Below are 26,253 nucleotides of genomic sequence, written 5' to 3' on the forward strand. Positions count from 1 at the left end.
CAAGCGTAATCAGTTTGCACCATCAAGGAGGATAGGTATGGAAGCATTTGTTGCTCTTTTTCGAGCGCTCCTTAATAGTGCTCGCGATCTGCTACCCATCGTTGTTGTTATCACTTTTTTTCAATTAGTTGTTTTGCAAGAGCCACTTCCTAATCTCATCTCCATTCTTTTTGGCTTATTGCTTGTGGTTTTAGGGTTAACGTTTTTTATTTTTGGTCTAGAGCTTGGTCTTTTTCCTATCGGAGAGAGTATGGCTCAAGCCTTTGCAAAAAAAGGCAGCGTATTCTGGTTGCTAGTTTTTGCGTTTTGTCTAGGCTTTGGCACCACGATCGCCGAGCCTGCATTAACGGCCGTAGCAGAAGAAGCATCAGAAGTTGCGGCAGAAGGAGGGATGATCACAAACTCAGAGCAATCCATGCAGGATTATGGACAAGGGCTACGAGTAACGGTGGCACTTTCTGTGGGGATCGCTATCGTTATTGGCGTTCTGCGCATCTTAAAAGGGTGGCCAATTCATTACATGATCATCGGCGGTTACGTCGGCGTTGTAGTCCTGACGTGGTTTGCACCGGAAGCCATTATTGGCGTTGCTTATGATTCTGGAGGTGTGACGACGTCGACTATCACCGTGCCTTTGGTCACTGCACTAGGGGTTGGTTTAGCATCGGCGATTAAAGGGCGCAACCCCATGGTGGATGGTTTTGGTTTGATCGCTTTTGCCTCGCTGCTACCGATGATGTTTGTGATGGTTTACGGAATGGTCGTAACATGATTTCAATTGAACATTTCCTAGACACTTTATTGTCGACCGTTCGAGATGTCATTCCCATCGCCAGCATTATTTTTGGTTTTCAGTTAGCGGTGTTAAGGCGTCCAGTTAACAACCTTAAGAAGGTTTTGCTTGGGTTTGTTTATGTGATTCTTGGGCTCGCTCTTTTTTTGCTCGGATTAGAAATGGCTCTGTTTCCGCTCGGAGAGACCATGGCCGTGCAACTGACGGCACCGGAATTTTTACAAGAGTTTAAAGTCTCTGTGGGAAAAGCCTTAGTGTGGGTCGACTACTATTGGGTGTATACCTTCGCCTTTTTTATCGGTTTTAGTACCACGATTGCTGAGCCTTCTCTCATAGCCGTAGCGATAAAAGCAAACCAAGTTTCTGGTGGCAGCATCAGTATTAACGGCTTACGCGTGGCCGTTGCATTTGGGGTGGCCATTGGCATCGCGCTAGGGAGTTATCGGATTGTTGTCGGTGACCCTATTCACTATTACATCATCGCGGGTTACATCGTGGTTGTGATTCAAACGTTTTATGCGCCAAAGCTTATTGTTCCGCTCGCCTACGATTCTGGAGGCGTCACGACTTCTACTGTCACTGTTCCGCTTGTAACCGCACTAGGGCTGGGGCTTGCTTCTACCGTCCCAGGAAGAAACCCAATGATTGATGGCTTTGGCTTGATCGCCTTTGCCAGTCTGTTTCCTATGATCTCTGTGATGGGCTATGCGCAAATAACCCAATGGCTGAATAAAGATGTCTCGGAGGACGAAGAAAATGCGCTTTAAATTGATACTTGCGTTTGTTGAAGACAGCAAAACAGACAAGGTACTGGACGCTGCTCGCGAAGCTGGCGCGACTGGTGCGACGGTGATTAATAACGCTCGTGGACAAGGTTTAAATCAAAAGCGAACGTTTTTTGGCTTAACGCTGGAAGTACAAAAAGATGTGCTGCTGTTTGTCGTTGAGGAGCACCTTTCTCGACACATATTAGAAACCATCAATGAAGTTGGTGAGTTCGACCGAGAGTCGGGGCAGGGCATTGCTATTCAGATCGATATTGAGGATGCAGTCGGTGTCGCGCATCAAGTAGAGACGTTGACCAAAGTGGTCGAGGATGAGTTATGAGCAGTCAAACGATAATTAGAGTTCGAGATGTAATGGCGGCTACTTATGTCATGGTTGATGGGCTAATGACAGTTTATGAAGGCATAACGTTGGCTAAAAAATACCAAGTCAAAGCGCTGGTGGTGAAAAAGCGAGATGACAACGATGAATATGGCATCGTCTTGATGAATGATATCGCCAAAAAGGTGCTGGCGAATAATCGCTCTCCACAGCGCACGAATATTTATGAGATCATGACCAAGCCCGCTTTGTGTGTCGACCCTGATATGAATGTGAAATATTGTGCGCGCCTATTTGAACGATTTGGCATTAGCCGAGCTCCGGTCATTGAAGATGGGGAGGTCATTGGCATGGTGAGTTATAACAATATTGTCATCAATGGCATGGTGCGAGAAGAAGTGTAATAGGTTGATATAAATGAAAAATCAACGCATTTTTTTCTCAAGTCAGCGACTGTTACAAAGAACTAAAATATTTAATATATGTTAGGTTGCATATGTGTTAATTCACCATTATTCTTTGCGCCCTAAGTCTATTGTCGAGGAATTTGTATCATGCCTTTAGTCTCTTGCCCTGTGTGTGAGAAACAAATCTCAAAGCGCGCTCACGCATGTCCAGGATGCGGAGAGCCAGACCCGCTGCACCACCTAGCTAAGTCAAAATTTATGTCGATGGTGTTTTGGATACTGGTGTTGGTTGGAACTGCGTATGCAGCATGGTTCTATATTTTGCCTATGGTCATTGAATCATTGCGCTATCAGTAGTCGTTGGTTGAGCTGTCATAAAAATGCCGTAGAATGACCTCGTACTTTGTGAGGAGACGATGTCGTGAAACTATTTTTTGCCTCAGATCTGCATGGCTCTTTGCCAGCAACTAAAGAAACTATTGAGCTATTTTTAGCCTCTGGTGCGGAGCACCTGATTTTGTTGGGGGATACGCTAAACCACGGGCCAAGAAACCCGATTCCAGAAGGTTACAACCCACCTCAGGTGGCGGAGCTATTGAACCAATACAGTGATCAAATTATTTCTGTGCGTGGTAACTGCGATAGTGAAGTGGACCAAATGCTATTGAAGTTTCCAATGATGATGGATTACTCGTGGGTGCTACTTGAATCTGGTAAGAGAATCTTTTTGACTCATGGTCACTTGTACAACTCTGAAAAACGGCCGCCACTGCGTGAAGGTGATATCATCGCCCACGGTCATACGCATGTTCCTGTCGCAGAGATGCAAGATGGAGCCGTTATATTTAACCCAGGCTCGATGACATTTCCACGTAATGGTTTACCAAGAAGCTTTGGTACTTTAGAAGACAATACGCTAACGGTAAAAACGCCAGAAGGCGAAGTCCTAGCACAAACCATGATTTAACGCTTTCACTAAGTAAAAATATAGGGAGCGAATTGCTCCCTATTTTGTGTCTGAATGTCCTAAATCGCGTTCTGGGTCGATAATGTCTCTTACGCGCTGTTTTAGCACCTTTGCTTCAGGAAAGCCGCTGTCTTTTTTCCGTTCCCAAATTTGCTGGCCATTACAGAAAATTTCGAAGCGACCACCCGTATCTGGGTGTAAGCTGATCGTTTCTATTTCTTCGCTAAAAGTATGCAGTAGTTCTTGCGATAGCCAAGTTGAACGCAACATCCAGTTGCATTGGCGGCAGTAATAAATATCAATGATCGCTTTATCCATGAAACTTTCCTTTTAATCGGTTTAAACTAGCAACTTGATGCCCACGGCAAACGTGAGAATTTCGAATGCAATTTTAATCACTCGGTTGCTGTATCGAGTCGCGGCCCATGCGCCTAAACTGCCGCCTAGAAATGAGCTTAACAATAAAACAGGCAACCAAGCCCAATGTATCGGAGCGCCAGCTTGAACGACGGCAATGCCTCCAATGCCATTCCAAAACAGGCCGACACAAATCATGGTGTAAGCAACGGCTTGTTTATAGTTATACCCAAACCAGCGAACTAAAAATAGTGTCACTAGTAAACCAGAACCTGCGGTCAGCGACCCGTTGATGATACCGATGAGCATTAGTCCGACACCGCCGATGACCCCACCGATTGGGTGACGGTTACGTATTATTTCTTCTTGGCCTAATGATTTCTTAAACCGTGAATAGATGCCGAGCGCGAGAATCATGCTCCCTAGCATTTTTTCCGCCATACCATCAGGTATTTGGACAATTAGGTTTGCCCCTAAGACTACGCCAATGCTGCCAGAGACTATAAGGTAGAGCGCGACCTTCCACTTAATTGTGCCTGCTTTTAAATGTGTGCTTGCTGCCCCTAAGCCTAAAGCGACGGAAGCCACTTTATGTGTCCCTAGCGCAACCGAGAATGGCAAGCCGAGAAAGATGAGCAAAGGGAATTGAAGTAAGCCTGCACCGCCGCCAGAAAGCGAAGCCAGAGTATTGGCGATAAGTGAGCCGAAAAAGAGGGTGAGGGTATCTAACCAATCCATAAGCAAAATAAAGGGGGCGTCTTGCCCCCTTATCATCAAATCAAAGTTAGTTTTTAAACAGCACCGAAGAACCGTGGTTCAAGCTAGTGAGCAATAGCGTTTTTTCGTTCACGACATCAATACGGCGACTTTGCTCGGCATCAAGCTTAAAGATTTGAGTGATCAAACGTAGCTGTGCTTCGGAGAAGTCTTTTGATTGAGAAGATGAAATATCTTTAAACTCAGAAGGCGAAACCAACAAATAGTTGTCACTGACTTCCCAGCGCCCTTTTTCCGAGATATTAATCGTGGATTCTGCCGTTGAACCTTGAGCGAATAGTTTGATATTTGCTACGCGAATATAGTCTCCATTAGGGAGATATTTCACATTTGATTCAACATTAACACGACGCAGTGGGCCGACAGGATCGTCAGGTAAGCTGTCTGTAATGACCGTCACCATGGTTGACTGCCACTCATTGGCAGTGAGGACCTGTTCCACTTTTAGGTCGCTACCCCAATATAACCAACCACTGAAAAGAACGGATACGGCCAAAACCGCAGATGCTAATTTTATCTTCATTCTGGCCTCCTTATTTACAGATATCGGTTGGGTCATTTTGACCAGCGAAAATACGCAATGTCACATTCTCATATGAATGTTGACTGTCATGAATGTAGTTCAGAATTAGCTGATTGTTCTGGCCACCTGTAGCAATCACTTCTACCGGCATTGAATCTTCTGCATGGTATTTTACGTAGCGTTCAATGCACTGCTCAATGGACGGCAACCAACTATTGATTTGCGGATGGTTCACTGGCGTCATCACAGGTACATTTTGATACTCACCAATCTGACGGAATTGGGATTCTGCAGGATTGGTGAAGAGCAATACACAAATAGGAAGCAGCAGAGACAAAAGAACGATCATACGCGGCAGCCAGTTATTAGTGTTAGCTGCTGGTTTTGGCTGTGCCTTAGGTGGTTCTACTTGAGGCTCTACTTCAGTCGTGGTGTCTGTCGCCGCTTCTGCTGACGGCGCGTCACTTGTTTCTATTTCCGCTGCGTGCACTTCATTTTCAGAAGTGGCTTCTTCAACGTCAGTATTAGAGTCAGCAGATAATGGGCTTAAGCGTTCCACTGAACAAATGAGTTGATAACCGCGTTTAGGAACCGTTTTAACAAACTCTGGAGATTTTGTTGAGTCCTTCAACATCTTACGCAGAGTAGAGATCGCTTGAGTCAGGCTTGAGTCATCCACCTCAAAACCTTGCTCACGCCAAACAAACTCGTGAAGCTCGTTACGGGTTAAAACTTCGTTTGGTCTCTCTGCCAACATCAGAAGTATACGGCTTTCGTTGCTTCCTAATCGTACAACGTCGTTGCCGTTTTGTTGGTCAGCGAGCGAATTACTATTTGGATCAAAGGTGAACCTTTGAGCAAGTAGAAATTTGGTGCCGATGTTAGTCATTTAGTTCTTCTTAGATGGATGATGTTGTAATTATAGTGATTTATGTCACAAAATTACCGAAGCGCATGGAGTGCGCACGACATTTTAGATGCTTTTAGGCTGGTAGGATAATTAAATTTTTCTAAAAAAACACCGTTTTTAGCAATATTGACCTTGAATTTACATTTGTCAGCCACATGTTAAATGACATCTCAGTAAGGTAATTTCAAGGGGAAAGTCACAAACTTATCTCCATGAAAAAGCCAATTAGTTTAGATGTTATGGAGCACACATGAGCGAAACCGTATCTCAAAACAAAGAAACTCGTGGTTTTCAATCAGAAGTAAAACAACTACTGCATTTAATGATCCATTCTCTTTATTCAAATAAAGAGATCTTTTTGCGCGAGCTGATTTCTAACGCATCAGATGCATCGGACAAGCTGCGCTTCCAAGCGCTATCTAACCCAGACTTATATGAAGGTAATGCAGACCTTTGCGTGAAACTGTCGTTTGATGAAAGCGCAAATACCTTAACCATTTCTGATAACGGTATCGGTATGAGCCGCGATGATGTGATCGAGCACTTAGGTACGATCGCAAAATCTGGGACCGCGGAGTTTTTCTCAAAGCTGTCTGAAGAGCAGAGCAAAGACTCTCAGCTTATTGGTCAGTTTGGTGTTGGTTTCTACTCGGCGTTTATCGTTGCTGATGCCGTCACCGTACGAACTCGTGCTGCGGGCCTAGCCGCTGATGAAGCAGTACAATGGCACTCAGCCGGTGAAGGTGAGTACACCATCGAAAACATCACTAAAGAATCGCGTGGTACTGACATTATTCTTCATATGCGTGAAGAAGGTAAAGAATTCCTAAATGAATGGCGTCTACGTGATGTGATCAGCAAGTACTCGGATCACATTGGCATCCCAGTTTCCATCCAAACTGTTGTTCGCGATGACGAAGGCAAAGAAACGGATGAGAAGAAGTGGGAGCAAATCAACAAAGCTCAAGCTCTGTGGACGCGTAATAAATCGGATATCTCAGATGAAGAGTATCAAGAGTTCTACAAGCACGTATCACATGACTTTGCCGATCCATTGGTTTGGAGCCATAACCGTGTAGAAGGTAAAAACGATTACACGAGCTTGCTTTACATCCCATCTAAAGCGCCATGGGATATGATGAACCGCGACCACAAATCAGGTTTGAAACTGTACGTACAACGCGTGTTCATTATGGACGATGCAGAGCAGTTCATGCCGTCTTACCTACGTTTTGTACGTGGCTTAATAGACTCCAATGATCTGCCACTCAACGTTTCGCGTGAGATCTTACAAGACAACAAAGTGACTCAGTCTCTACGTAATGCTTGTACTAAGCGTGTGCTAACGATGCTAGAGCGCATGGCTAAGAATGATGAAGAGAAATACCAATCATTCTGGAAAGAGTTTGGCCTTGTGATGAAAGAGGGGCCGGCAGAAGACTTCGCAAACAAAGAGAAAGTTGCAGGCCTATTGCGCTTTGCTTCAACTGAAGTGGATTCTGCGGAGCAAACCGTGGGTCTAGCTGCTTACGTTGAGCGCATGAAAGAAGGTCAAGATAAGATCTACTACTTGACGGCAGACAGCTATGCAGCTGCGAAAAACAGCCCTCACTTAGAGCAGTTCAAAGCGAAAGGCATTGAAGTTATCTTGATGTACGACCGCATTGATGAGTGGCTGATGAACTACTTAACTGAGTTTGACGGCAAGCAGTTCCAATCAATCACAAAAGCTGGGCTCGATCTAAGTCAGTTTGAAGATGAAGCAGAAAAAGAGAAGCAGAAAGAAACTGAAGAAGAGTTTAAGTCGGTTGTAGAACGCACGAAGTCTTACCTAGGCGATCGTGTGAAAGAAGTTCGTACGACCTTTAAACTCGCGTCTACACCTGCTGTTGTGGTAACGGACGACTACGAAATGGGCACTCAAATGGCGAAGCTTCTTGCAGCAGCGGGTCAGGCAGTGCCAGAAGTGAAGTACATCTTTGAGCTAAACCCAGAGCACGAGCTGGTTAAGCGCATGGCTGACGAAGCGGATGAAGAGGCATTTGGTCGTTGGGTAGAAGTCCTGCTTGGTCAAGCAATGCTTGCAGAGCGAGGCTCAATTGAGGACCCAACGGAGTTCTTAGGAGCTGTTAATAAACTTTTGACTAAGGTGTAATAACCTCAGTACATCAAAAAGCTCGCATTTCGCGAGCTTTTTGTTTGTTGTCGCAAAATTTTGCATCTCAGGTGTTGAGTTAATAATCAATAGGGCGTGAAAGAGGGTATCGTTAACATTCTTTAGTCTTAATACACTCTTTGCGCGGCGAACCTGTGATAGAATCTGCGACTTGAATGTGAGTAATAAGGCGTGTATTTTTGCTCGCCTATATACGTTATACCGAAACTTATCGTTGCGAGTGCTTCTCGGGTTTGATGTCTAAGAAGCCCAGCTATTGTGAGCTTCGGTATAAATCTTAAATATTAAAGAGGATAAATCATGCGCATCATTCTTCTAGGTGCTCCAGGTGCAGGTAAAGGCACACAAGCAAACTTCATCATGGAAAAATACGGTATTCCACAAATCTCTACTGGTGATATGCTTCGTGCTGCTATCAAAGCAGGTACAGAGCTTGGTAAACAAGCTAAAGCTGTTATCGACGCTGGTCAGCTAGTTTCTGATGAAATCATCCTTGGCCTTATCAAAGAGCGTATCGCTCAAGAAGACTGTGCGAACGGTTTCCTACTGGATGGTTTCCCACGTACTATTCCTCAAGCTGACGGCCTAAAAGAAATGGGCGTTGATGTAGACTACGTTATCGAATTTGACGTTGCAGATGATGTGATTGTTGAGCGTATGGCAGGTCGTCGTGCTCACCTTCCTTCTGGTCGTACTTACCACGTTGTTTACAACCCACCTAAAGTGGAAGGTAAAGATGACGTAACTGGTGAAGATCTTGTTGTTCGTGATGACGACAAAGAAGAAACAGTACGTGCACGTCTAGGTGTTTACCACGAGCAAACTGCACCACTAATCAACTACTACGGTAAAGAAGCTGAAGCAGGCAACACTAAGTACCTTAAGTTTGATGGTACTAAGCAAGTAGCTGAAGTTAGTGCAGATATCGAGAAAGCACTCTCTTAATTTGCTGAAGTCAAAAATTTAATATTTTGATATATTGAAAGCGACCCAAGTGGTCGCTTTTTTTAGTTTACTCGTAAACATATATCTAAATGACTTCAAGTGGCAGCGATGCAGCGCTGTGAGGCTATTTAAGTATATGAACTAAGCCGTTTACCATGAATAGGATGTTATGAAAGAGAATAATAAACAGGGTGTACTCCTCGTGAACCTGGGTACTCCTGACGCACCAACCGCTCCTGCCGTAAAGCGCTTTTTAAGTCAGTTTCTTCATGATCACCGAGTGGTAGATATGACTCGATGGCTTTGGTGTCCGCTATTGCACGGCGTTATCCTTCCAATCCGAGCTCCCAAGGTTGCTAAACTCTACCAATCAGTTTGGATGGAAGAGGGCTCGCCACTGATGGTGTACTCTAAGCGTCAAACAGAAAAGTTGGCTCAAAAGCTTGATATGCCAGTCGAACTTGGCATGACTTATGGAAATCCAAGTTTGCAATCAGGTTTTGAAGCGCTGTTGGCTCAAGGGGTAGGGGAAGTCATCGTATTACCTTTGTATCCGCAATACTCGGGCACAACAACGGCAGCGGTTTCTGACGGAATCACTAAAGCGTTTAAAAACCTGCCCGTGATACCGGGCTTTAGCTTTATTCGGGATTACTACAATCACCCGAAATACATTGAAGCGTTAGCGCATTCAGTTCGTGAACATTGGCAAGAGTATGGTAAGGGAGACTACTTGCTATGTTCTTATCACGGTATTCCAAAACGTTACGCTGATAATGGAGATGTTTACCCTCAGCACTGTGAAGAAACGACTCGCTTACTCGCTGAAGCGTTAGGGTTAAACGAGCAACAGATAGGTATGACGTATCAGTCTCGATTTGGCCGAGAAGAGTGGTTACAGCCCTATACCGATAAAACCCTAGAGGCACTTCCTGCAAAAGGGGTAAAAAATATCAATGTAGTGACACCAGCATTCTCTTCGGATTGTTTAGAAACGTTGGAAGAAATCTCGGAAGAGTGTAAAGAGGTTTTCCTTGAAGCAGGTGGTGAAAACTTTACCTACATTCCTTGTTTGAACGATAGTGAGCTTCATATAGAAATGATGGCTGAGTTAGTTCACTCTAAGCTTTAGGTACAAAAAAGGGTCGCAAAAGCGACCCTTTTTTGTAGAGCGATTAAGCGACTTGTACTTGCTGCTCTTCGACTTGTTCTGCTGTGCTGTGAGTATTCTCTGCACCATGCATCCAGCGAACGAGCGTATTCGAGAATAGAAGTAGGATGACACCACTCACGGTAGCGCTGACGGCAATGCCACTAAAGATAGCCATTGCGCCCAATTCTCCTACGTGAGATCCCACATAGCCCGCAACGTAGTTTGCAATTGCATTACAGCCAAACCACGCACCCATCATGAGTGAAGCTAAGCGAAGCGGTGCTAACTTGGTCACCAGTGAAAGACCAATTGGAGATAAGCACAGTTCGCCCAATGTATGGAAGAAGAAAGCTCCCACCAGCCACAACATTGATGTTTTTACCGTTGTGTCTCCACCTTGTTCTAGCACAGCGCCAACCATACATAGGAAGCCAATTGCCAAGAAAAATAGTGCCATCGCAAATTTCACTGGCGACGTAGGTTCGCGTTTCCCCAGTTTTACCCAAAGGACCGCCAGAACTGGTGCTAGGGTAATAATGAAAAATGGGTTTAGCGATTGGAACCACGCAGCAGGTACTTCAAAACCACCAATCATACGATCAGTATATTGTTGAGTGTAGATGTTCATCAGACCACCAGCTTGTTCAAAGCCTGCCCAGAAGACAATAGTGAATAAGCTCATGACCAGAATTACTTTTAGTCGGTTTACTTCTTCTTTGGTGAGTGGCTGCTTCGTGGTTGAGTTTTTGTTGTTTAGATCTCGTTTCGCCGCCGGTTCGCGGCCAATGTCACCAAGCCATGATTGAGCCAGTACCATTTGCATCACTAGGCTAACCAGCATACCCACACCAGCGGCCACAAAACCTGCTTTCCAACCGTAAGAGGTTGTCACAGAGCCAGAAACGACGCCGGCAAGTAATGCACCTAAGTTGATCCCCATGTAGAAGATGGTGAATGCACCGTCACGACGGTTGTCACCCTCTTTATATAAATCGCCAACCATGGTTGAGATATTCGGCTTAAAGAGGCCGTTACCAGTGATAAGCAGACCAAGACCTAAATAGAAACTGTGTAGCGAACCAATACCCAGAGCGTCAGCAGGAAGTGCGAGTGTAAACTGGCCGATAGCCATTAACGCGCCACCAAGCAAAATTGAACGGCGTTGACCTAGATAGTTATCCGCTAAGTAACCTCCGATGAGAGGTGTGATATACACAAGACCAGTATAAATACCGTATAGGTCTAGTGCGTCTTTGGTTGACCAGCCAAGGCCGCCATTCATCGTTGTATCTGTAAGGTAAAGTACTAGAATGGCGCGCATTGCGTAGTAAGAAAAGCGTTCCCACAGTTCAGTACCGAACAATAAGAACAAGCCACGAGGATGGCCGAAATATTGATGTTGGTTTGACATAAGCTCTTCTAATAATAGTTATTACATTTTTTAACGACTTCTACGTATACATTGCAATTTAATGAGTGACAAACAATAAAATTTTGCCTTACGACTAAAGTTGTTTGTTAAGTGACTGTTTTTGAGTGGATTTGCAGATGATATGATGGCGTGTTGGCTGTGCTACAAACTTAATTTCCATTTTTGTCTATGGACTTCTTCTCGTAAGCTCTTGAAAAGATACTGTTAATGCGAGCGATGTATAATCATACTTTTATAGATAAACTGAATGTCAATGACTCAACTTGGGCTTAATGCTAGGATAAAAACAAAATAGAATTGGCTAGTAAAAAAGATGAAACGTTGGTATCTACTTTATTGTAAACGTGGGGAGCAGGTTAGGGCGAAACAGCACCTTGAAAACCAAGGTGTAGAGTGCTTTTATCCAACTGTAGAAGTTGAGAAGATTTTGCGCGGGAAAAGACAAAAAGTCGAAGAGCCGCTGTTTCCTTGTTATGTGTTTGCTTACTTTGATTATGAACAGGGACCTAACTTCACCTCAGTCCGCTCCACTCGAGGGGTTGTTGATTTCGTGCGTTTTGGTGCTCAACCGAAAGAAGTCCAAGGTGACTTAGTCTTTGAATTGATGCAGCTAGAAAAATGCTGTAATGAAAATACCGCTTCTGAGTGTATGCCAAAACCAGGTGATCAAATCCGAGTTAAGAGCGGTCAGTTTGCAGGTATAGATGCTATCTTCCAAGAGCAAGATGGTGAGAAACGCTCAATCATGTTAGTGCAGATGATCACTAAACGAGTGCCTGTCAGCATTGACAACAGCGATTTAGACTTGCAATAGCCAATACGTACAAACAAAAAAAGAGGTGCTTTGGCACCTCTTTTTTAATCTTGCTGGTAATCACCAGCAGTGGGACGCTGTTTAGCGAGCTTAGCAAAACAACGATGGTTACCGATTAGGAGTAGGGCATGACACTCTACTTAGTCGCTTAGTAAGCGTCGTTATGGACGGTTTGCACCGCACGACCTGACGGGTCTACACAGTTTTGGAATGACTCATCCCATTCAATCGCTTTCGCTGATGAACAAGCTACTGAAGGACCACCTGGCACACACTCAGCCGCTGAAGGTAGTGGGAATAGCTCTTCAAAGATTTCTCGGTACACGTAACCTTCTTTTGTGGTTGGCGTGTTGTATGGGAATCGGTATTGAGCCGTTTCCATCTGCTGATCCGTCACTTTTTGCTCTGCGACTTCTTTCAACGTATCAATCCAGCTGTAACCTACACCATCAGAGAACTGTTCTTTTTGACGCCATGCGATCGACTCTGGCAAGTAATGCTCAAAACACTCGCGTAGAATGTGTTTTTCCATTTTGCCGTTGCCACACATCTTATCTGCTGGGTTTAGGCGCATTGCAACATCAATAAACTCTTTATCAAGGAACGGTACTCGGCCTTCAACCCCCCATGCCGCTAGCGATTTGTTTGCGCGCGCGCAGTCAAACATGTTCAGAGCAAGCAGCTTACGTACTGTTTCTTCGTGGAACTCTTTCGCGTTTGGTGCTTTGTGGAAATATAGGTAACCACCAAAGATCTCATCTGCACCTTCACCAGAAAGTACCATCTTAATGCCCATCGCTTTGATCTTGCGACCCATTAAGAACATAGGTGTTGATGCGCGGATGGTGGTCACATCGTACGTTTCGATGTGGTAAATCACGTCGCGAATCGCGTCGAGACCTTCTTGAATTGTATAAGTCATTTCATGGTGAACGGTACCGATTTGGTCGGCAACTTCTCGAGCTGCTTTTAAATCTGGTGCACCTTCTAGACCCACAGCAAAAGAGTGCAGTTGTGGCCACCAAGCTTCAGACTTTTCATCATCTTCAATACGCATCGCTGCAAAGCGTTTTGCTACCGCAGATGTAATAGAAGAATCTAGACCACCTGAAAGAAGTACACCGTAAGGCACGTCAGTCATTAGTTGGCGTTTAACAGCCGCTTCTAGCGCTTCAGTCAGTTCTTCTTTGCTGGTGGTGTTACCTTGAACGGCAGCGTATTCGTTCCAGTCACGAACATAGTAACGCGTTGGCTCGGCATCTTTTGAGCTGTAGTAGCTACCAGGAGGGAACTCGCTCACTGTTTTACATACTGGAACAAGTGCCTTCATCTCTGATGCAACATAGTAGTTGCCATGCTCATCATGACCTTGATAAAGAGGGATAATGCCAATGTGATCGCGACCGACTAAGTATTCGTCTTTTTCTTCATCGTACAGAACAAAAGCGAAAATACCGTTTAGTTCTTCAAGGAGATCTGCACCCATATCTTGGTACAGTGCAAGAATGACTTCACAGTCTGAATCGGTTTGAAACTCGTATTTTCCTTCGTAACGAGCACGAATTTCTTTATGGTTGTAGATTTCACCATTGACTGCAAGGATGAGCTTTTTATCAGGGCTGTATAGCGGTTGTGCACCACTATTTAGACCAACAATCGCCAAGCGTTCATGCGCTAAAATAGCGCGCTCTGAAGAGTAAATCCCAGACCAGTCAGGGCCACGATGACGAAGTTTTTTCGACATTTCTAATGCGATAGGGCGCAATGCGGCTGCATCGCTTTTAATGTCTAAAATGCCAAATACTGAACACATACTACATCCTTACTAAACTAAATAATTTCTAATCGGTATGGCTTCAATTTGCCATTACTAGTAAAAAAAGCAACGTTTTGTGATTATAAAAATGATAAAAAGCCTTGTTGTGTAAATATTATTTAATTTAATGGCTGGTTTGGTGAATGGAATCAAGGTTTGGTATAAAAACCATACAAAAAAGCCTTTCTATTGATAGAAAGGCTTTTAAAAAATATTAGTATGGTTGCTTATTTTATTGGTGTGAACTGAGGTTCAAGTTGTTTACACACATGTCGAGCAAAACCACTACCTGCTTCACTGTATATATTGAATGCGGCGTCAACTCCGCTTTCCAGCAAACCTTCCAACTGATCTGGGTACTCGGCGATAGCAGCTATTTGCCCTTTATATTTTCTGCGTTTAAGCTGCTCAAGTGCGGTTTGGTTACCTTGATGATGAGGCATGGCAAGCAGCACCAGTTTGACATGACCTGTATCTAAAATTCGTTCCCAAAAATCTGGGTCTGTGGCATCGCCAGCGATCACGTTTCTTCCCTCTGAACGGTGCTGATGTGCTGCATCTTCACGAATTTCTATGCCTAGTGAAATTTTGCCATAGCGCGCACGTAATTCATCATAGGCCCCTGTCCCGATGCGGCCCATGCCTAAGATCAATACCTGGGCATGCCCAGGGTTAATGAGTTGGTCACGCTGGTTAAGCTTTTCTGCGGCTGTTTCTTGCAGCCACTTGCCGGAGTGTTGATAAATTTTGTGGCTAAGGCGGTTAAGTGGCGCAGAAATAATAAAGGACACAGACACCGCAACCGCAATCGCAGCGAGCATATCGCTTGGCATCCAGCCCATTTTGTAAGCCAACCCTGCGACTATAAGGCCAAACTCACTGTAGTTGAACAGCGATAAAGAGGCGAGCAAAGAGGTACGTACTCGAAACTTAAAGTGATTAATCGTGACGAAGTACAAGAGCCCTTTTATTGGCAGCAGTAAGATAAATAGTAGGGCGAGTACGACGCCATTGACGCTCAATGAAGCGGACAAGCCAATGTTTAAAAAGAAGCAGACTAAGAACAGCTCCTTCATATTGAATAGCGATTTGGATAGCTCTGAAGCTTTAGGGTGGCCAGCGAGTAGCATGCCTAAAATCAGCGCGCCCAAGTCTGGTTTCATTCCGACCAGTTCGAATAGCCCTGCCCCAACAACAAGCGCGAAGAAAATACCGAACAGCACCAGCATTTCGCCGTGGCCAACTTTATCTAACAGTTTATAGAATAGTGGACGAAGGAAAGGCAATGCGAACAAACCAATGGCATACCATTCTGGGACTTTGCCGGTTGAAGCAGTCAGGAATACCACGGCAAAAATATCTTGCATAACCAAGATACCGATCGCGAGTGTGCCGTAGGTCGCGTTCATTTCCCCTTTTTCTTGCAATGCTTTTACGGCAAAAACGGTACTGGAGAACGATAGTGCAAAAGCTAAAAGTAGGATTTGACCGCTATCCATACTGGCGAGCGAAGTTAAGCCCAGTAGTTTTAAACCTGATAGCGCTAGTGCAAAAAAAGCGGTAGACAGTATGTTGTGGGCGGTCGCTCCTCCCCATATTTCTTTGGACAGTAGCGTTTTGACATCAAGCTTGAGTCCGATCGTGAATAGAAGAAGAGTGACACCAAGATCTGCAAGAGTGACGATAACGTCATTGCTTTGATAGCCAAATGCATGCAAACCAAATCCTGCCAGTAGAAAACCAACGAGGGGAGGGAGGCTACATTTAAGCGCAATAAAGCCAGCTAAAAAAGCTGTTGTAATTAGAATAATTTCCATACTGTTGAGCTGTATTCCTGATATACAAAAACGGGCTGTGAAAACACAGCCCGAGATTGTAACTCAATTAGTTGTATAAACTTAGTCTTCAAGTAACTTTTGTAACAAAACTCCGTTTAGCATTGCGCGTTTAATCATCGCAAATGCACCCATCGTTGGCTGCTTATCAATGTGTGAAGCCACGATAGGAAGGTCGTTATGGAAAGTTTTGAGAGATTGATTTTCGACATTACGTTGAATTGCAGGGAAGACAATGTCTTGTGCGGCAGTAATGTCGCCCGCAATGACAATTTTCTGAGGGTTAAACAAGTTAACGGTAATTGCAATCGCTTTACCTAACTGGTTACCCACTCGCACTAAACTTTGCTTTGCAAGTTCGTCACCATCCATTGCATGCTGACACACAGCTTCAATCGTGATGTTTTCAAGGTCAGTCAAGCTTGACTCATAGCCTTGAGCAATCAGTTGTTTTACTCGTTGGATAATGGCTGGGTTCGCTGCTACGGTTTCTAAGCAACCAAAGTTCCCACATTGGCACTGTTCACCAAGCGGATCGATTTGAATATGACCAATTTCACCGACGTTGCGGTTAAAGCCAAGAAAAACCTGGCCGTTAACGATAATACCTGCGCCAGTACCGCGGTGAACGCTAACTAAAATGGAGTCCTGACAGTCTTGGCTTGCCCCAAAGTAGTGCTCCGCTAACGCCATGCCACGTACGTCATTCCCAACAAAGCATGCGGTATTAAACTTCTCTCCAACAATTTCACCCAGCGCCAGATTATCGATATCGGTATTCGGCATGTACTCAACTACGCCTGTTGTTGGGTTTACAAGGCCCGGTAGCGTAATACCAATTGCGATGAGCTGATCAATTTTGTCTTCGCAACGGTTTACGAATTCTTTAAGTAAATCGATAAGCCCAGCGATCAAGTCAGCTTGGTTGGTGTAATGCAGTTCGTGTTGATCTTCCGCAAGTGCAGTGCCACCTAAATCGTACAAACAAAATTGTACGTAATCTCGACCTAAACGAACCGCAATAGAGTGGAAGGGTTTGACTTCGGTGGTCAGAGAGATTGCACGACGACCACCAGTTGAAGCTTGCTGGGCGACCTCTTTAATAAGGCCGCGCTCTAAAAGTTGGCGGGTTATTTTGGTAACACTAGCAGGTGCGAGCTGGCTCACATCTGCGACTTGAATACGGGAGATAGGACCTTGCTGATCAATCAGCCTATATACCGCAGCGCTGTTAAGCTGTTTTACTAAATCTACATTACCAATCTGTCCGCCATTCATGCTTAATTTTGCTCGTATTGTCCGTTAACAACCGTCGCTTTTACTTTGAAGTCACGATCGAAAATGGTCAGGTTTGCAACCATCCCTTTTCGAACTCGGCCAAGGCGATCCTCAACACCAATTGCAGTTGCTGGGTATAACGTGGCCATTCGTAGAGCTTCGTCTAAAGCGATCCCCGCGTGCTCAACTGAATTCTGAACTGCTTCTATCATTGTCAAAGCTGAGCCGCCTAGTGTGCCGTTTTCATCAACACACTTACCATCTCGGTAATATACTTTCTTACCGACAAAAATAAAGTGATCAATGTTAGCACCTGCTGGAGCTGTGGCATCCGTCACCAAAACAAGCTTTTCACCTTTGATTTTATGAGCAATTCGGATGTTTGCGTAGTCTACGTGGAAACCATCAGCAATAATGCCAGCATAAACGTCAGGAGTATCGTAAATTGCACCAACAACTCCAGGTTCACGACCAACCATTGGTGTCATCGCATTAAATAGGTGTGTGGCAAAAGTAATACCTGCTTCAAAGCCTTTACGCGCTTCGGCGTAGGTCGCATTTGTATGACCAATAGAAACTACGATGCCGGCTGCTTTTAATCGTGCAATATGCTCTGGATCGTTTTGCTCTGGTGCAAGCGTTACTTTAGCGATGATATCGGCGTTTGCGCAGATAAGATCAATCATGCTTTCATCTGACGGGCGAATAAAATCGACGTTGTGGATACCTTTTTTCGCGACGTTAAGATAAGGGCCTTCTAGGTGTAGGCCAAGTGATTGGTTTTGATATTGGTTATGATATTCACGAGCGGCAGAAATTGCAGTTCGCATATCTTCGTCTGATGAAGTAATGAGCGTTGGTAAGAAGCTAGTACAGCCGGACTTGAGGTTTGCTTCGTGCATGATTTGCATGGTTTCCGGTGTGATTGCATCGTTTAGCATTACACCGCCACAGCCATTCAGTTGCAGGTCGATAAAGCCCGGACTTAGGTTTGCGCCTGCGAGGTCTTTCACTTCGATGCCCTGAGGTAGCTCTGCAACCGGCACAATAGATTGAATAAGGTCGTTTTCGATGATGACCGCATGATCGGTAAGAACATCACTACCGGTATAAATTTTACAGTTACTTAGCGCGTACATAGTCAGCTAGTCCTTATAGATGAGAATTCAATTTCTATATCGTTACCTAAGTGGAGACTGCTTTAGTCATATGGGTACTTAGTTTGTATCACTGAATTAGATAACGAGTCACATACAGCAAGTCGCGTTTTATCGATGTTATTGTCATAGTAACTAACTGAAAAGTAATAATTGTATGGTTTTTTATGATTCTTTTTCAGAGCAAAGTTACAGTGATTTACCCGCCTAGATACCAAAATAACACTGATTCTGCCTTGCATAAAGTGCGAGAATATTATCTTTAAAACGCCATTTTTTCGTATAATAAAATAAGTTTTATGATCTCGCTAGCAAAAACCTTCCGAAAGGGCAAATTGTGGTGATTATGATCACAAACGGTGAGCTTTTAATTTGCGGGGCAAAATTAATGTCATAAACTGAGGATGACTAAATTGGACGACTGAAATAAGTCATTCAACATAACATCTAATCCTATAGGGGGAACTTAAGGTGAATATTCTCGGATACGCGCAGAAGTTAGGTAAAGCTCTTATGCTTCCTATTGCGACTTTGCCAATCGCAGGCTTGTTACTGCGCTTGGGCCAGCCGGATGTTTTTGACATCGCATTTATGGCACAAGCAGGTAACTCAATCTTTTCTAACCTTCCATTGTTATTTGGCCTTGGTATTGCGATCGGTCTATCTAAAGATGGTCAAGGTGCAGCTGGCCTTGCTGGTGCAGTTGCGTACTTTGTACTGACAGCGACAGCGTCAACAATTGATGCATCAGTAAACATGTCGTTCTTTGGTGGTATCATCGCAGGTATTATTGCTGGCCACTCTTACAACGCTTTCCATGCTACACGTCTTCCTGAGTGGCTTGCTTTCTTCTCTGGTAAACGTTTAGTGCCGATTATGGCAGGTCTATTCGCTTTAGTTGCTGGTGCAGTTGGTGGCATTGTATGGCCAACAATTCAAGGTGGTCTAGATGCGCTTGCTCATGGCATCTCAACTTCTGGCGCTATTGGTCAGTTTATCTACGGTACACTGAACCGAGCCCTTATTCCTGTAGGTCTACACCACGTACTTAACTCATTCTTCTGGTTTGGTATGGGGTCTTGTCAAGAAGTGCTAGTAACTGGTGCAAATGCTGCGGGTCAAGCGCTTCCTGCTCTACAACAACTGTGTGTTGATCCTGCGCTAGCGAAAACGCTTGTGGCTGGTCAAACTCATACATTTGAATTCGCTAACTCTGTCACTCCTGAAATCACTGCAACAGTGAAGGAAGTAACTGAAACAGTTAAATCTGGTGACCTACACCGTTTCTTCGGCGGCGATAAGAGCGCTGGTGTGTTCATGAACGGTTTCTTCCCAGTAATGATGTTCGGCCTACCTGGTGCGGCGCTTGCAATGTACCTAGCGGCTCCTGCTGAGAAACGTAGCCAAGTTGGTGGTGCATTGTTCTCTGTTGCATTCTGTTCATTCCTAACTGGTATCACAGAGCCTCTAGAGTTCATGTTCGTATTCCTAGCGCCTGCACTATACGCGATTCACGCAGTGTTCACTGGTCTGTCGCTAGTTGTTGCTAACATGCTTGGTACGCTACACGGCTTCACATTCTCAGCTGGTCTAATTGACTACTTGTTGAACTACGGTCTAGCAACTAAACCGCTACTACTTGGTGCAGTTGGTCTTGGCTTTGGTGCTCTATACTTCTTCACATTCAGCTTCGCAATCCGCGCATTCAACTTGAAATCGCCTGGTCGTGAAGATGACGACAGCGAAGCTGCAGCGCCTGCTGGTGAGAAGAAAAGTGGTGACCTAGCTCGCCAATACTTAAAAGCACTTGGCGGTCATGACAACCTAACTTCAATCGACGCATGTATCACTCGACTACGCTTAACGCTAAAAGATCGTTCAGTCGCTGATGAGGAAGTACTGAAGAAATTGGGTGCGAAAGGTGTGGTTAAACTTGGTGAAAACAACCTTCAAGTTATCCTTGGTCCTCTAGCTGAAATCGTTGCTGGCGAAATGAAAGCAATCGGTGCTAATGAAGACCTATCGAATGTAAAACTGCCTTAATTACATCGAACTGATATCTGACTAAGACCTCCCTCGGGAGGTCTTTTTTTGTTTTGGCACTTTGAATCTGCTGTGCTTTCGCACTAACTCGATAAATATTGTCGTTTTAGCGCGAGTTCTTGTTGTCTAATTGCTTAGAATTGTGGATCATTAGAAACAATGTACTCTGCAAAACCATACTTGGATGCAGAGTTCCGTTTTCTCTGACAATACTAATATTTTTGAGGTGCTATAGATGAGTGAAGCTGATGCTCGTCCATCAAACTTTATTCGCCAGATCATTGATAAAGATCTAGCGGATGGTAAACACACTAGCGTGCATACTCGATTCCCGCCGGAGCCAAATGGCTACCTGCATATCGGTCATGCTAAGTCTATCTGTTTGAACTTCGGTATTGCTCAGGACTACCAGGGTCAATGTAATCTACGTTTCGACGATACGAACCCTGAAAAAGAAGACATCGAATACGTTGAGTCTATCAAGAAAGATGTAAACTGGTTGGGCTTTGAGTGGAGTGGTGAAGTATGTTACTCATCAAACTACTTCGATAAGCTTTACGAATATGCAATTGAATTGATTAACAAAGGCTTAGCGTACGTAGATGAGCTAAGTCCAGAGCAGATTCGTGAATACCGTGGCACGCTAAAGGCGCCAGGTAAACCAAGCCCATACCGTGACCGTTCTGTTGAAGAGAACTTAGCGTTATTTGAAAAAATGCGCGCTGGTGAATTTGAAGAAGGTAAAGCGTGTCTTCGTGCCAAGATTGACATGGGTTCTTCATTCATGGTTATGCGCGATCCAGTTTTATACCGTGTGCGTTTTGCTACGCACCACCAAACTGGTGATAAGTGGTGCATTTACCCAATGTACGACTTCACGCACTGTATCTCTGATGCATTAGAAGGCATTACACACTCTATCTGTACGCTTGAGTTTATGGATAACCGTCGTCTGTACGACTGGGTTCTGGACAACATCACGATCGAAAGCCGTCCACATCAGTACGAGTTTAGTCGCTTAAACCTTGAATACACAGTGATGTCTAAGCGTAAGCTTAATCAACTCGTCACTGAAAAACTGGTTAACGGTTGGGATGACCCACGTATGCCAACAGTCTCAGGTCTGCGTCGTCGAGGCTTCACGCCAGCATCTATCCGTGAGTTCTGTAAGCGTATTGGTGTAACGAAGCAAGAAAATATGATCGAGTTTAGCTCACTAGAATCTTGTATTCGTGATGACCTAAACGAGAACGCTCCGCGTGCAATGGCTGTGTTGGATCCTGTTAAAGTTGTTATCGAAAACTTTGAAGAAGGTGCAGTAGAAAACTTGACGGTCGCTAATCACCCAAACAAACCAGAGATGGGTGTGCGTGAAGTACCATTCACTCGTGAGTTGTGGATTGAGCGTGAAGACTTCCGTGAAGAGGCGAACAAAAAGTACAAGCGTTTAGTGCTAGGTAAAGAAGTTCGCTTACGTGGTGCTTACGTGATCAAAGCAGAGCGCGTTGAAAAAGATGCCGAAGGCAACATCACGACTATCTTCTGTTCTTACGATGCAGACACACTAGGTAAGAACCCGGCTGATGGCCGTAAAGTAAAAGGTGTGATTCATTGGGTCTCAGCTGATAAAGCATTACCAGCGGAAATCCGTCTGTACGATCGTCTATTTACGGTTCCAAACCCGGGTGCAGCAGAAGACTTTGCTTCTACAATCAACCCTGAATCATTAGTTGTGATCAATGGTTTTGTAGAGCCTAGCTTAGCGTCAGCAGAAGCAGAAAAAGGCTACCAGTTTGAGCGTATGGGTTACTTCTGCGCAGACTCGAAAGATTCTTCAGCAGATAAACTAGTATTCAACCGCACGGTTGGCCTACGTGATACTTGGGCAAAAATTGAGAACCAATAATCTCGATTAATGCAAAAACCGATAAAAATGCCAGCAAATGCTGGCATTTTTTTATTCTCATTATCGTAATGCGGCGGTTATAGGTAATGTAGGGAGTTGCTTAAGAACGAGGGACGTTTGATAAATGTTCGGTTTGGAAGCAAAACAATGATGTTTATTAAGGTTTGAATTGGTAAGTCTAATCGACGCTTTACAAAAGTTGGTACGGCAATTCAGCTATTGAAAGATATCGCCCTCAGAAACAAAAAACGCCAGCATGAGCTGACGTTTATTTTAAATCAACAAACCGTTATTTTTTTGGTTTGTGTGCATCTGGATTGTCTTTACAACCACCATCACTGCACTTGCCGTACAAGTATAAGCTGTGGTTTGTTAGCGTGACATTGTACTTAGCTGCAATCTCTTTTTGACGTTCTTCAATAAGATCGTCAGAAAATTCAATTACCTCACCACAGTCTAGGCACACTAGATGGTCGTGGTGATGTTGAGTCGATAATTCGAAGACTGACTTACCACCTTCAAAGTGGTGACGAGTTACAATACCAGCATCATCGAATTGGTTTAGAACTCGGTAAACAGTTGCTAGGCCAATCTCTTCACCTAGATCAATCAACTTTTTGTACAAATCTTCAGCACTGATGTGCTGGCAGTCTGGCTGCTGAAGTACTTCTAGAATTTTTAGCCTTGGAAGGGTTACTTTTAAACCCGCATCCTTCAGCGCCTGATTATTATCTGACATATACTTTCCCGTTGGATCATCTGCAGCGATTTAACAGAATTCAATCTTCCTACCATTATAGGATAAGCGCTCAGAACATTAAACCACGAACTTCAAAGGGTTAATAGAATCTTTTTGTAAATTAGAAATAGGTCGATTATATTACAGATCTGACCAGTTACAATTATGTAACATTGAGCTTGGAGAGGGCACGGACTGCGATGAATAAGCGACTTGCGAAGATATACAAACCAGGAATTGTAAAATTAGCACTCAATATTTGGCCACCTTTTTGGGGCGCTGGTATTAAAATCTTACATATTTCTGAAGACTTTCGTACCGTCAAGGTGCGTTTGAAACTTCGCTGGTGGAATAAAAACGCCAATCGTACTCAGTATGGTGGCAGTATTTTCTCTTTAACTGATCCCATTTACTCGTTGATGCTGATGGGGATTCTACGCGAGGAGTATTACGTGTGGGATAAAGAGGCGAGTATTAACTTTATTAAGCCAGGGCAAAGTGATTTATTTGCAGAATTCGAGGTCACTGAAGGAATGCTAGAAAACATTTATCAAATGACACGGAATGGAGAAAAGTGTTTTCCTGAATTTATTACCCATGTAAAAGATAAACAGGGGAACGTGGTTTCAGAGGTTCAACGCAAACTTTATGTAAGAAAGAAACCTCAGTATCGTGAAGAGGAAGTGCTCACCGATGCTTTGTGAAAATATACAAAAAGACCTCCAATCGGAGGTCTTTGTATAATTCGATTTATTTAGCCTTCAAGCTCAGCTAAACACATTTCTTCGTAAATCTGTTTAACCCAGTTCTCAACACGTTCGTCAGTCAGTTCCGGTTGACGGTCTTCATCGATACATAGACCTACGAATTGGCTGTCGTCACCTTCAACAAGTGCTTTAGACGCTTCAAATTCGTAGCCTTCTGTTGAAGTATGGCCAAGAATTGTGCCACCTTTAGACTCAACGATATCACGTACTGTGCCCATCGCGTCACAGAAGTACTCTGCGTAGTCCTCTTGGTCGCCACAGCCAAAGATAGCCACTAGCTTAGTAGAGAAGTCGATTTGCTCAAGTTCAGGGAAGAAATCATCCCAATCACATTGCGCTTCGCCGTAGTACCAAGTTGGGATACCTAGAAGAAGAAGATCGAAGTTATCAATGTCTTCTTTGCTGCTTTTCGCGATGTCTTGAACGTGAACTAGATGCTTACCTAGTTGCTTTTGAATCATCTTTGCAACGGCTTCAGTATTACCTGTGTCGCTACCGAAGAAGATACCTACACTTGCCATAGAGTCTATACCTTTACATTGTTTGTTATTGGCGATGGTACTAAGGGTTTAACCTAACCCAGAGCCTTCCCAAGTTAGCTGAATTACACCTTTTGCAATAAAGCCAGCACAGCCTAGGAAAAGGACTAACCACACAATACGACGACCAAAAACAGGTACATTGCCTTGCTTTAGCACATCTTTTATTGCCATCCCGATGAAAAAGAAGATAGCAGCAAAAAGAAGATCGAGCCCAATAGACTCGAGCATATCCATATAGTCGTAAAGCATTTTAGCCCTTCATGCCGAAAAATCTTGGGCGCACTATACCACTGTTAAACGGTAAAGTTAATGCACTACAAGAAGGGTTATTTCAATAATCTATTGTTGCTTTTCGAATTTGTTAACTCGAAATGTATTTCCGAATGACTCTCATTACTTCAGCCGGTTTTTCGGCGTGAAGCCAGTGGCCAGTATTAGCGATAATATGTGCTTTTGCTTGTTTGAACTGTTTTTGCACCGCAGGTTGGTGCTCTGGCATTAAGTAATCGGAATCACCACCTTTAACAAACAGAGTGGGTATGTCTGTTGGGGCAATTTCCTGCCAGCCGATAATTTGTGCGTAATTCTCATAAAGGCTCGGTACGTTAAACCGCCAGTCCATTTTATCGCCATTTTTGTATAGTGACTTAGAGAGAAATTGTCTTACACCGTCGATCTCAACATGTTGAGCTAGGATATCCATCGCTTGTTGACGGCTTGCTGGCTTTTCGTTAATTACTGCGTGTAAACCGTTAAACACATTGTCGTGACGGTTTGCTGTGTAGGCGACAGGTGCCATGTCGAGTACAACCAACTGTTTGACGAGCTCTGGAGCAATGTCCACCAGTGTCATCGCGACCTTTCCACCCATTGAATGCCCAATAATAATAGATGGATCTACATTTAAGTGTTGTAGGAGTTGTGCCACATCTTTTGCCATGTCGGCGTAATTATGAATGTTTGAGTGAAAAGAGAGGCCGTGATTTCTCAGATCAATACTGATCACCGTGTGATCTTTAATAAGATCGCGGGCTAGTAGACCCAGATTACTTAAACTACCAAACAATCCGTGAATCAAAACAACTGTTTGGCCTTGGCCTTCCTGCTTATAGTTGAGTAATGCTGACATTTTATCTTATTCGTGATGGGTTTAACGTGGAGTATCCGAGAGGATCTCGTTATAATCCCCCAGAGTTTAAACATTGAGAATGTGAAAAGCGAATGAAAACAATTGAGGTTGATGAGGATCTATACCGTTACATTGCTAGCCAAACTAAGCATATCGGTGAAAGCGCCTCGGATATTTTGCGACGCCTTTTAAACCTTGATGGTCAGTTGCAGGAAGCTGAAGCCGCGCCTGTAGTAGAGAAGCCACAAGGGATTGTAGTAAGTAAAGATGCGGGTAAAACGGAATCTGTTGATGTAGTGAAAGAAATGCGTTCGCTGCTTATTTCTGATGAGTTTGCCGGTCTAAAAAAAGCGATTGATCGCTTTATGTTAGTACTATCGACCTTACATAAATTAAATCCAGAAGGTTTCGCGCAGGCTACGAATGTAAAGGGGCGCAAACGCGTGTACTTTGCAGATAATGAAGAAACCTTGTTGGCAAATGGCAACACGACCAAGCCAAAAGCCATTCCTGGCACACCGTTTTGGGTTATCACGAACAACAATACCAGTCGTAAAAGACAGATGGTTGAACAAGTGATGACACACATGGGGTACCAACCTGACTTAATAGAAAAAGTAACAGGTTCAATCTAAGAAACCTGATAGAAGCCTCATAATGTGTCGCAGTGAGCGGATATT

The 26,253-nt window shown here is 44.1% G+C and carries 27 protein-coding genes; 14 read left to right on the forward strand and 13 right to left on the reverse strand.

From position 1 onward, the window contains the following. Positions 1-37 precede the first annotated feature (37 nt). The 6 genes from MTR11_RS04755 (at position 38) to yfcE (ending at position 3,274) form a co-directional block, all read left to right on the forward strand. A complete protein-coding gene (locus tag MTR11_RS04755) occupies positions 38-772 on the forward strand; it encodes a DUF1538 domain-containing protein (protein ID WP_046874270.1) in 735 nt (244 codons plus the stop codon). Beyond that, entirely contained in the window at positions 769-1,560 is a 792-nt protein-coding gene (locus tag MTR11_RS04760; protein ID WP_046874269.1) for a DUF1538 domain-containing protein, read from the forward strand. The genes MTR11_RS04755 and MTR11_RS04760 overlap by 4 nt, the downstream gene beginning before the upstream one ends. Further along, complete coding sequence (locus MTR11_RS04765; protein ID WP_005393077.1) at positions 1,550-1,900, forward strand: P-II family nitrogen regulator; 351 nt, start codon at positions 1,550-1,552, stop codon at positions 1,898-1,900. Before MTR11_RS04760 ends, MTR11_RS04765 begins: the two co-directional genes overlap by 11 nt. Further along, a complete protein-coding gene (locus MTR11_RS04770) occupies positions 1,897-2,304 on the forward strand; it encodes a CBS domain-containing protein (RefSeq protein ID WP_005393075.1) in 408 nt (135 codons plus the stop codon). The genes MTR11_RS04765 and MTR11_RS04770 overlap by 4 nt, the downstream gene beginning before the upstream one ends. A 150-nt stretch (positions 2,305-2,454) precedes the next feature. Then, a complete protein-coding gene (locus MTR11_RS04775; protein WP_005393073.1) occupies positions 2,455-2,664 on the forward strand; it encodes a hypothetical protein in 210 nt (69 codons plus the stop codon). Positions 2,665-2,728: 64 nt separating this feature from the next. Continuing rightward, entirely contained in the window at positions 2,729-3,274 is a 546-nt protein-coding gene (gene yfcE / locus MTR11_RS04780) for a phosphodiesterase (protein WP_243327071.1), read from the forward strand. 39 nt (positions 3,275-3,313) lie between these two features. Here the strand turns inward: yfcE and MTR11_RS04785 are convergent, their stop codons facing one another. The 4 genes from MTR11_RS04785 to MTR11_RS04800 are packed head-to-tail and all read right to left on the reverse strand — an operon-like array spanning position 3,314 to position 5,820. After that, a complete protein-coding gene (locus MTR11_RS04785) occupies positions 3,314-3,592 on the reverse strand; it encodes a SelT/SelW/SelH family protein (protein WP_005382088.1) in 279 nt (92 codons plus the stop codon). A gap of 21 nt (positions 3,593-3,613) precedes the next feature. Next, a complete protein-coding gene (locus MTR11_RS04790) occupies positions 3,614-4,369 on the reverse strand; it encodes a sulfite exporter TauE/SafE family protein (RefSeq protein ID WP_243327072.1) in 756 nt (251 codons plus the stop codon). 46 nt (positions 4,370-4,415) lie between these two features. Next, entirely contained in the window at positions 4,416-4,931 is a 516-nt protein-coding gene (toxS, locus tag MTR11_RS04795; protein ID WP_005393067.1) for a transmembrane regulator ToxS, read from the reverse strand. Between the two features lie 10 nt (positions 4,932-4,941). Further along, complete coding sequence (locus tag MTR11_RS04800) at positions 4,942-5,820, reverse strand: transcriptional regulator (protein WP_006742717.1); 879 nt, start codon at positions 5,818-5,820, stop codon at positions 4,942-4,944. Between the two features lie 271 nt (positions 5,821-6,091). On the opposite strand from MTR11_RS04800, the gene htpG reads away from it, so the two are divergent. The 3 genes from htpG to hemH all read left to right on the forward strand — a co-directional run bounded on the left by htpG (position 6,092) and on the right by hemH (position 10,094). Next, the gene (gene htpG, locus MTR11_RS04805; RefSeq protein ID WP_005393063.1) at positions 6,092-7,996 is read left to right on the forward strand and encodes a molecular chaperone HtpG; all 1,905 of its coding nucleotides are present in this window, start codon (positions 6,092-6,094) and stop codon (positions 7,994-7,996) included. A 321-nt stretch (positions 7,997-8,317) separates the two neighbouring features. Next, on the forward strand, positions 8,318-8,962 hold the full coding sequence (adk, locus tag MTR11_RS04810; protein WP_005393061.1) for an adenylate kinase: 645 nt from the start codon (positions 8,318-8,320) through the stop codon (positions 8,960-8,962). 169 nt (positions 8,963-9,131) lie between these two features. Beyond that, positions 9,132-10,094 (forward strand): ferrochelatase, encoded by a 963-nt coding sequence (hemH, locus tag MTR11_RS04815; protein ID WP_243327073.1) that lies wholly within the window; start codon positions 9,132-9,134, stop codon positions 10,092-10,094. A gap of 43 nt (positions 10,095-10,137) precedes the next feature. On the opposite strand, the gene MTR11_RS04820 is transcribed toward hemH, so the two are convergent. Continuing rightward, positions 10,138-11,526, reverse strand: a complete 1,389-nt coding sequence (locus MTR11_RS04820) for a peptide MFS transporter (RefSeq protein ID WP_046874263.1) — start codon at positions 11,524-11,526, stop codon at positions 10,138-10,140. A 334-nt stretch (positions 11,527-11,860) separates the two neighbouring features. Here MTR11_RS04820 and rfaH point away from each other — a divergent pair, with 334 nt between their 5' ends. Then, positions 11,861-12,361 carry a transcription/translation regulatory transformer protein RfaH gene (gene rfaH, locus MTR11_RS04825; protein WP_145532364.1) on the forward strand — a complete coding sequence of 167 codons (501 nt, stop codon included), beginning with the start codon at positions 11,861-11,863 and terminating at the stop codon, positions 12,359-12,361. A 148-nt stretch (positions 12,362-12,509) separates the two neighbouring features. On the opposite strand, the gene asnB is transcribed toward rfaH, so the two are convergent. The 4 genes from asnB to nagA all read right to left on the reverse strand — a co-directional run bounded on the left by asnB (position 12,510) and on the right by nagA (position 18,429). Further along, positions 12,510-14,174: an asparagine synthase B gene (gene asnB, locus MTR11_RS04830; protein ID WP_005393054.1), complete on the reverse strand. Its 1,665-nt coding sequence runs from the start codon at positions 14,172-14,174 to the stop codon at positions 12,510-12,512. 230 nt (positions 14,175-14,404) lie between these two features. Further along, positions 14,405-15,994: a cation:proton antiporter family protein gene (locus MTR11_RS04835; protein WP_006742714.1), complete on the reverse strand. Its 1,590-nt coding sequence runs from the start codon at positions 15,992-15,994 to the stop codon at positions 14,405-14,407. A gap of 81 nt (positions 15,995-16,075) precedes the next feature. After that, positions 16,076-17,290, reverse strand: a complete 1,215-nt coding sequence (nagC, locus tag MTR11_RS04840; protein WP_005393050.1) for a DNA-binding transcriptional regulator NagC — start codon at positions 17,288-17,290, stop codon at positions 16,076-16,078. A gap of 2 nt (positions 17,291-17,292) precedes the next feature. Next, positions 17,293-18,429, reverse strand: a complete 1,137-nt coding sequence (nagA, locus tag MTR11_RS04845; protein WP_047009534.1) for an N-acetylglucosamine-6-phosphate deacetylase — start codon at positions 18,427-18,429, stop codon at positions 17,293-17,295. A 489-nt stretch (positions 18,430-18,918) separates the two neighbouring features. Here nagA and nagE point away from each other — a divergent pair, with 489 nt between their 5' ends. Together nagE and glnS are read left to right on the forward strand one after the other, a co-directional pair. Beyond that, positions 18,919-20,490 carry an N-acetylglucosamine-specific PTS transporter subunit IIBC gene (gene nagE / locus MTR11_RS04850; RefSeq protein ID WP_006742711.1) on the forward strand — a complete coding sequence of 524 codons (1,572 nt, stop codon included), beginning with the start codon at positions 18,919-18,921 and terminating at the stop codon, positions 20,488-20,490. A gap of 235 nt (positions 20,491-20,725) precedes the next feature. Further along, positions 20,726-22,396 carry a glutamine--tRNA ligase gene (gene glnS, locus MTR11_RS04855; protein ID WP_005393044.1) on the forward strand — a complete coding sequence of 557 codons (1,671 nt, stop codon included), beginning with the start codon at positions 20,726-20,728 and terminating at the stop codon, positions 22,394-22,396. A gap of 289 nt (positions 22,397-22,685) precedes the next feature. Here glnS and fcrX read toward each other — a convergent pair whose 3' ends face one another. Then, positions 22,686-23,135 (reverse strand): ferric iron uptake transcriptional regulator FcrX, encoded by a 450-nt coding sequence (gene fcrX / locus MTR11_RS04860; protein WP_005382141.1) that lies wholly within the window; start codon positions 23,133-23,135, stop codon positions 22,686-22,688. A 200-nt stretch (positions 23,136-23,335) separates the two neighbouring features. On the opposite strand from fcrX, the gene MTR11_RS04865 reads away from it, so the two are divergent. Further along, entirely contained in the window at positions 23,336-23,839 is a 504-nt protein-coding gene (locus MTR11_RS04865) for a DUF4442 domain-containing protein (protein ID WP_046874259.1), read from the forward strand. Positions 23,840-23,889: 50 nt separating this feature from the next. Here MTR11_RS04865 and fldA read toward each other — a convergent pair whose 3' ends face one another. The 3 genes from fldA to MTR11_RS04880 form a co-directional block, all read right to left on the reverse strand. Beyond that, on the reverse strand, positions 23,890-24,423 hold the full coding sequence (gene fldA / locus MTR11_RS04870; protein WP_005393040.1) for a flavodoxin FldA: 534 nt from the start codon (positions 24,421-24,423) through the stop codon (positions 23,890-23,892). Between the two features lie 48 nt (positions 24,424-24,471). Continuing rightward, positions 24,472-24,693 (reverse strand): DUF2788 domain-containing protein, encoded by a 222-nt coding sequence (locus MTR11_RS04875; RefSeq protein ID WP_005393038.1) that lies wholly within the window; start codon positions 24,691-24,693, stop codon positions 24,472-24,474. A gap of 112 nt (positions 24,694-24,805) precedes the next feature. Further along, positions 24,806-25,573, reverse strand: coding sequence for an alpha/beta fold hydrolase (locus tag MTR11_RS04880; RefSeq protein WP_134647994.1), 768 nt, complete (start codon positions 25,571-25,573; stop codon positions 24,806-24,808). Positions 25,574-25,665: 92 nt separating this feature from the next. Between MTR11_RS04880 and seqA the strand changes: the two genes are divergently transcribed. Beyond that, entirely contained in the window at positions 25,666-26,208 is a 543-nt protein-coding gene (gene seqA, locus MTR11_RS04885) for a replication initiation negative regulator SeqA (protein WP_005393026.1), read from the forward strand. The last annotated feature ends 45 nt before the right edge of the window (positions 26,209-26,253 follow it).

Source organism: Vibrio sp. CCB-PB317, from assembly GCF_022808245.1.
GTDB lineage: Bacteria > Pseudomonadota > Gammaproteobacteria > Enterobacterales > Vibrionaceae > Vibrio > Vibrio diabolicus.

Coding starts and splice junctions, on each gene's coding strand:
- MTR11_RS04770 (WP_005393075.1), top strand. CDS start 1,897: ATGAGCAGTCAAACGATAATTAGAGTTCGAGATGTAATGGCGGCTACT.
- fldA (WP_005393040.1), bottom strand. CDS start 24,423: ATGGCAAGTGTAGGTATCTTCTTCGGTAGCGACACAGGTAATACTGAA.
- nagA (WP_047009534.1), bottom strand. CDS start 18,429: ATGTACGCGCTAAGTAACTGTAAAATTTATACCGGTAGTGATGTTCTT.
- MTR11_RS04785 (WP_005382088.1), bottom strand. CDS start 3,592: ATGGATAAAGCGATCATTGATATTTATTACTGCCGCCAATGCAACTGG.
- rfaH (WP_145532364.1), top strand. CDS start 11,861: ATGAAACGTTGGTATCTACTTTATTGTAAACGTGGGGAGCAGGTTAGG.
- fcrX (WP_005382141.1), bottom strand. CDS start 23,135: ATGTCAGATAATAATCAGGCGCTGAAGGATGCGGGTTTAAAAGTAACC.
- MTR11_RS04760 (WP_046874269.1), top strand. CDS start 769: ATGATTTCAATTGAACATTTCCTAGACACTTTATTGTCGACCGTTCGA.
- MTR11_RS04875 (WP_005393038.1), bottom strand. CDS start 24,693: ATGCTTTACGACTATATGGATATGCTCGAGTCTATTGGGCTCGATCTT.
- nagC (WP_005393050.1), bottom strand. CDS start 17,290: ATGAATGGCGGACAGATTGGTAATGTAGATTTAGTAAAACAGCTTAAC.
- asnB (WP_005393054.1), bottom strand. CDS start 14,174: ATGTGTTCAGTATTTGGCATTTTAGACATTAAAAGCGATGCAGCCGCA.
- seqA (WP_005393026.1), top strand. CDS start 25,666: ATGAAAACAATTGAGGTTGATGAGGATCTATACCGTTACATTGCTAGC.
- MTR11_RS04880 (WP_134647994.1), bottom strand. CDS start 25,573: ATGTCAGCATTACTCAACTATAAGCAGGAAGGCCAAGGCCAAACAGTT.
- MTR11_RS04755 (WP_046874270.1), top strand. CDS start 38: ATGGAAGCATTTGTTGCTCTTTTTCGAGCGCTCCTTAATAGTGCTCGC.
- MTR11_RS04820 (WP_046874263.1), bottom strand. CDS start 11,526: ATGTCAAACCAACATCAATATTTCGGCCATCCTCGTGGCTTGTTCTTA.
- htpG (WP_005393063.1), top strand. CDS start 6,092: ATGAGCGAAACCGTATCTCAAAACAAAGAAACTCGTGGTTTTCAATCA.
- MTR11_RS04800 (WP_006742717.1), bottom strand. CDS start 5,820: ATGACTAACATCGGCACCAAATTTCTACTTGCTCAAAGGTTCACCTTT.
- MTR11_RS04835 (WP_006742714.1), bottom strand. CDS start 15,994: ATGGAAATTATTCTAATTACAACAGCTTTTTTAGCTGGCTTTATTGCG.
- toxS (WP_005393067.1), bottom strand. CDS start 4,931: ATGAAGATAAAATTAGCATCTGCGGTTTTGGCCGTATCCGTTCTTTTC.
- hemH (WP_243327073.1), top strand. CDS start 9,132: ATGAAAGAGAATAATAAACAGGGTGTACTCCTCGTGAACCTGGGTACT.
- MTR11_RS04765 (WP_005393077.1), top strand. CDS start 1,550: ATGCGCTTTAAATTGATACTTGCGTTTGTTGAAGACAGCAAAACAGAC.
- glnS (WP_005393044.1), top strand. CDS start 20,726: ATGAGTGAAGCTGATGCTCGTCCATCAAACTTTATTCGCCAGATCATT.
- MTR11_RS04865 (WP_046874259.1), top strand. CDS start 23,336: ATGAATAAGCGACTTGCGAAGATATACAAACCAGGAATTGTAAAATTA.
- MTR11_RS04775 (WP_005393073.1), top strand. CDS start 2,455: ATGCCTTTAGTCTCTTGCCCTGTGTGTGAGAAACAAATCTCAAAGCGC.
- adk (WP_005393061.1), top strand. CDS start 8,318: ATGCGCATCATTCTTCTAGGTGCTCCAGGTGCAGGTAAAGGCACACAA.
- MTR11_RS04790 (WP_243327072.1), bottom strand. CDS start 4,369: ATGGATTGGTTAGATACCCTCACCCTCTTTTTCGGCTCACTTATCGCC.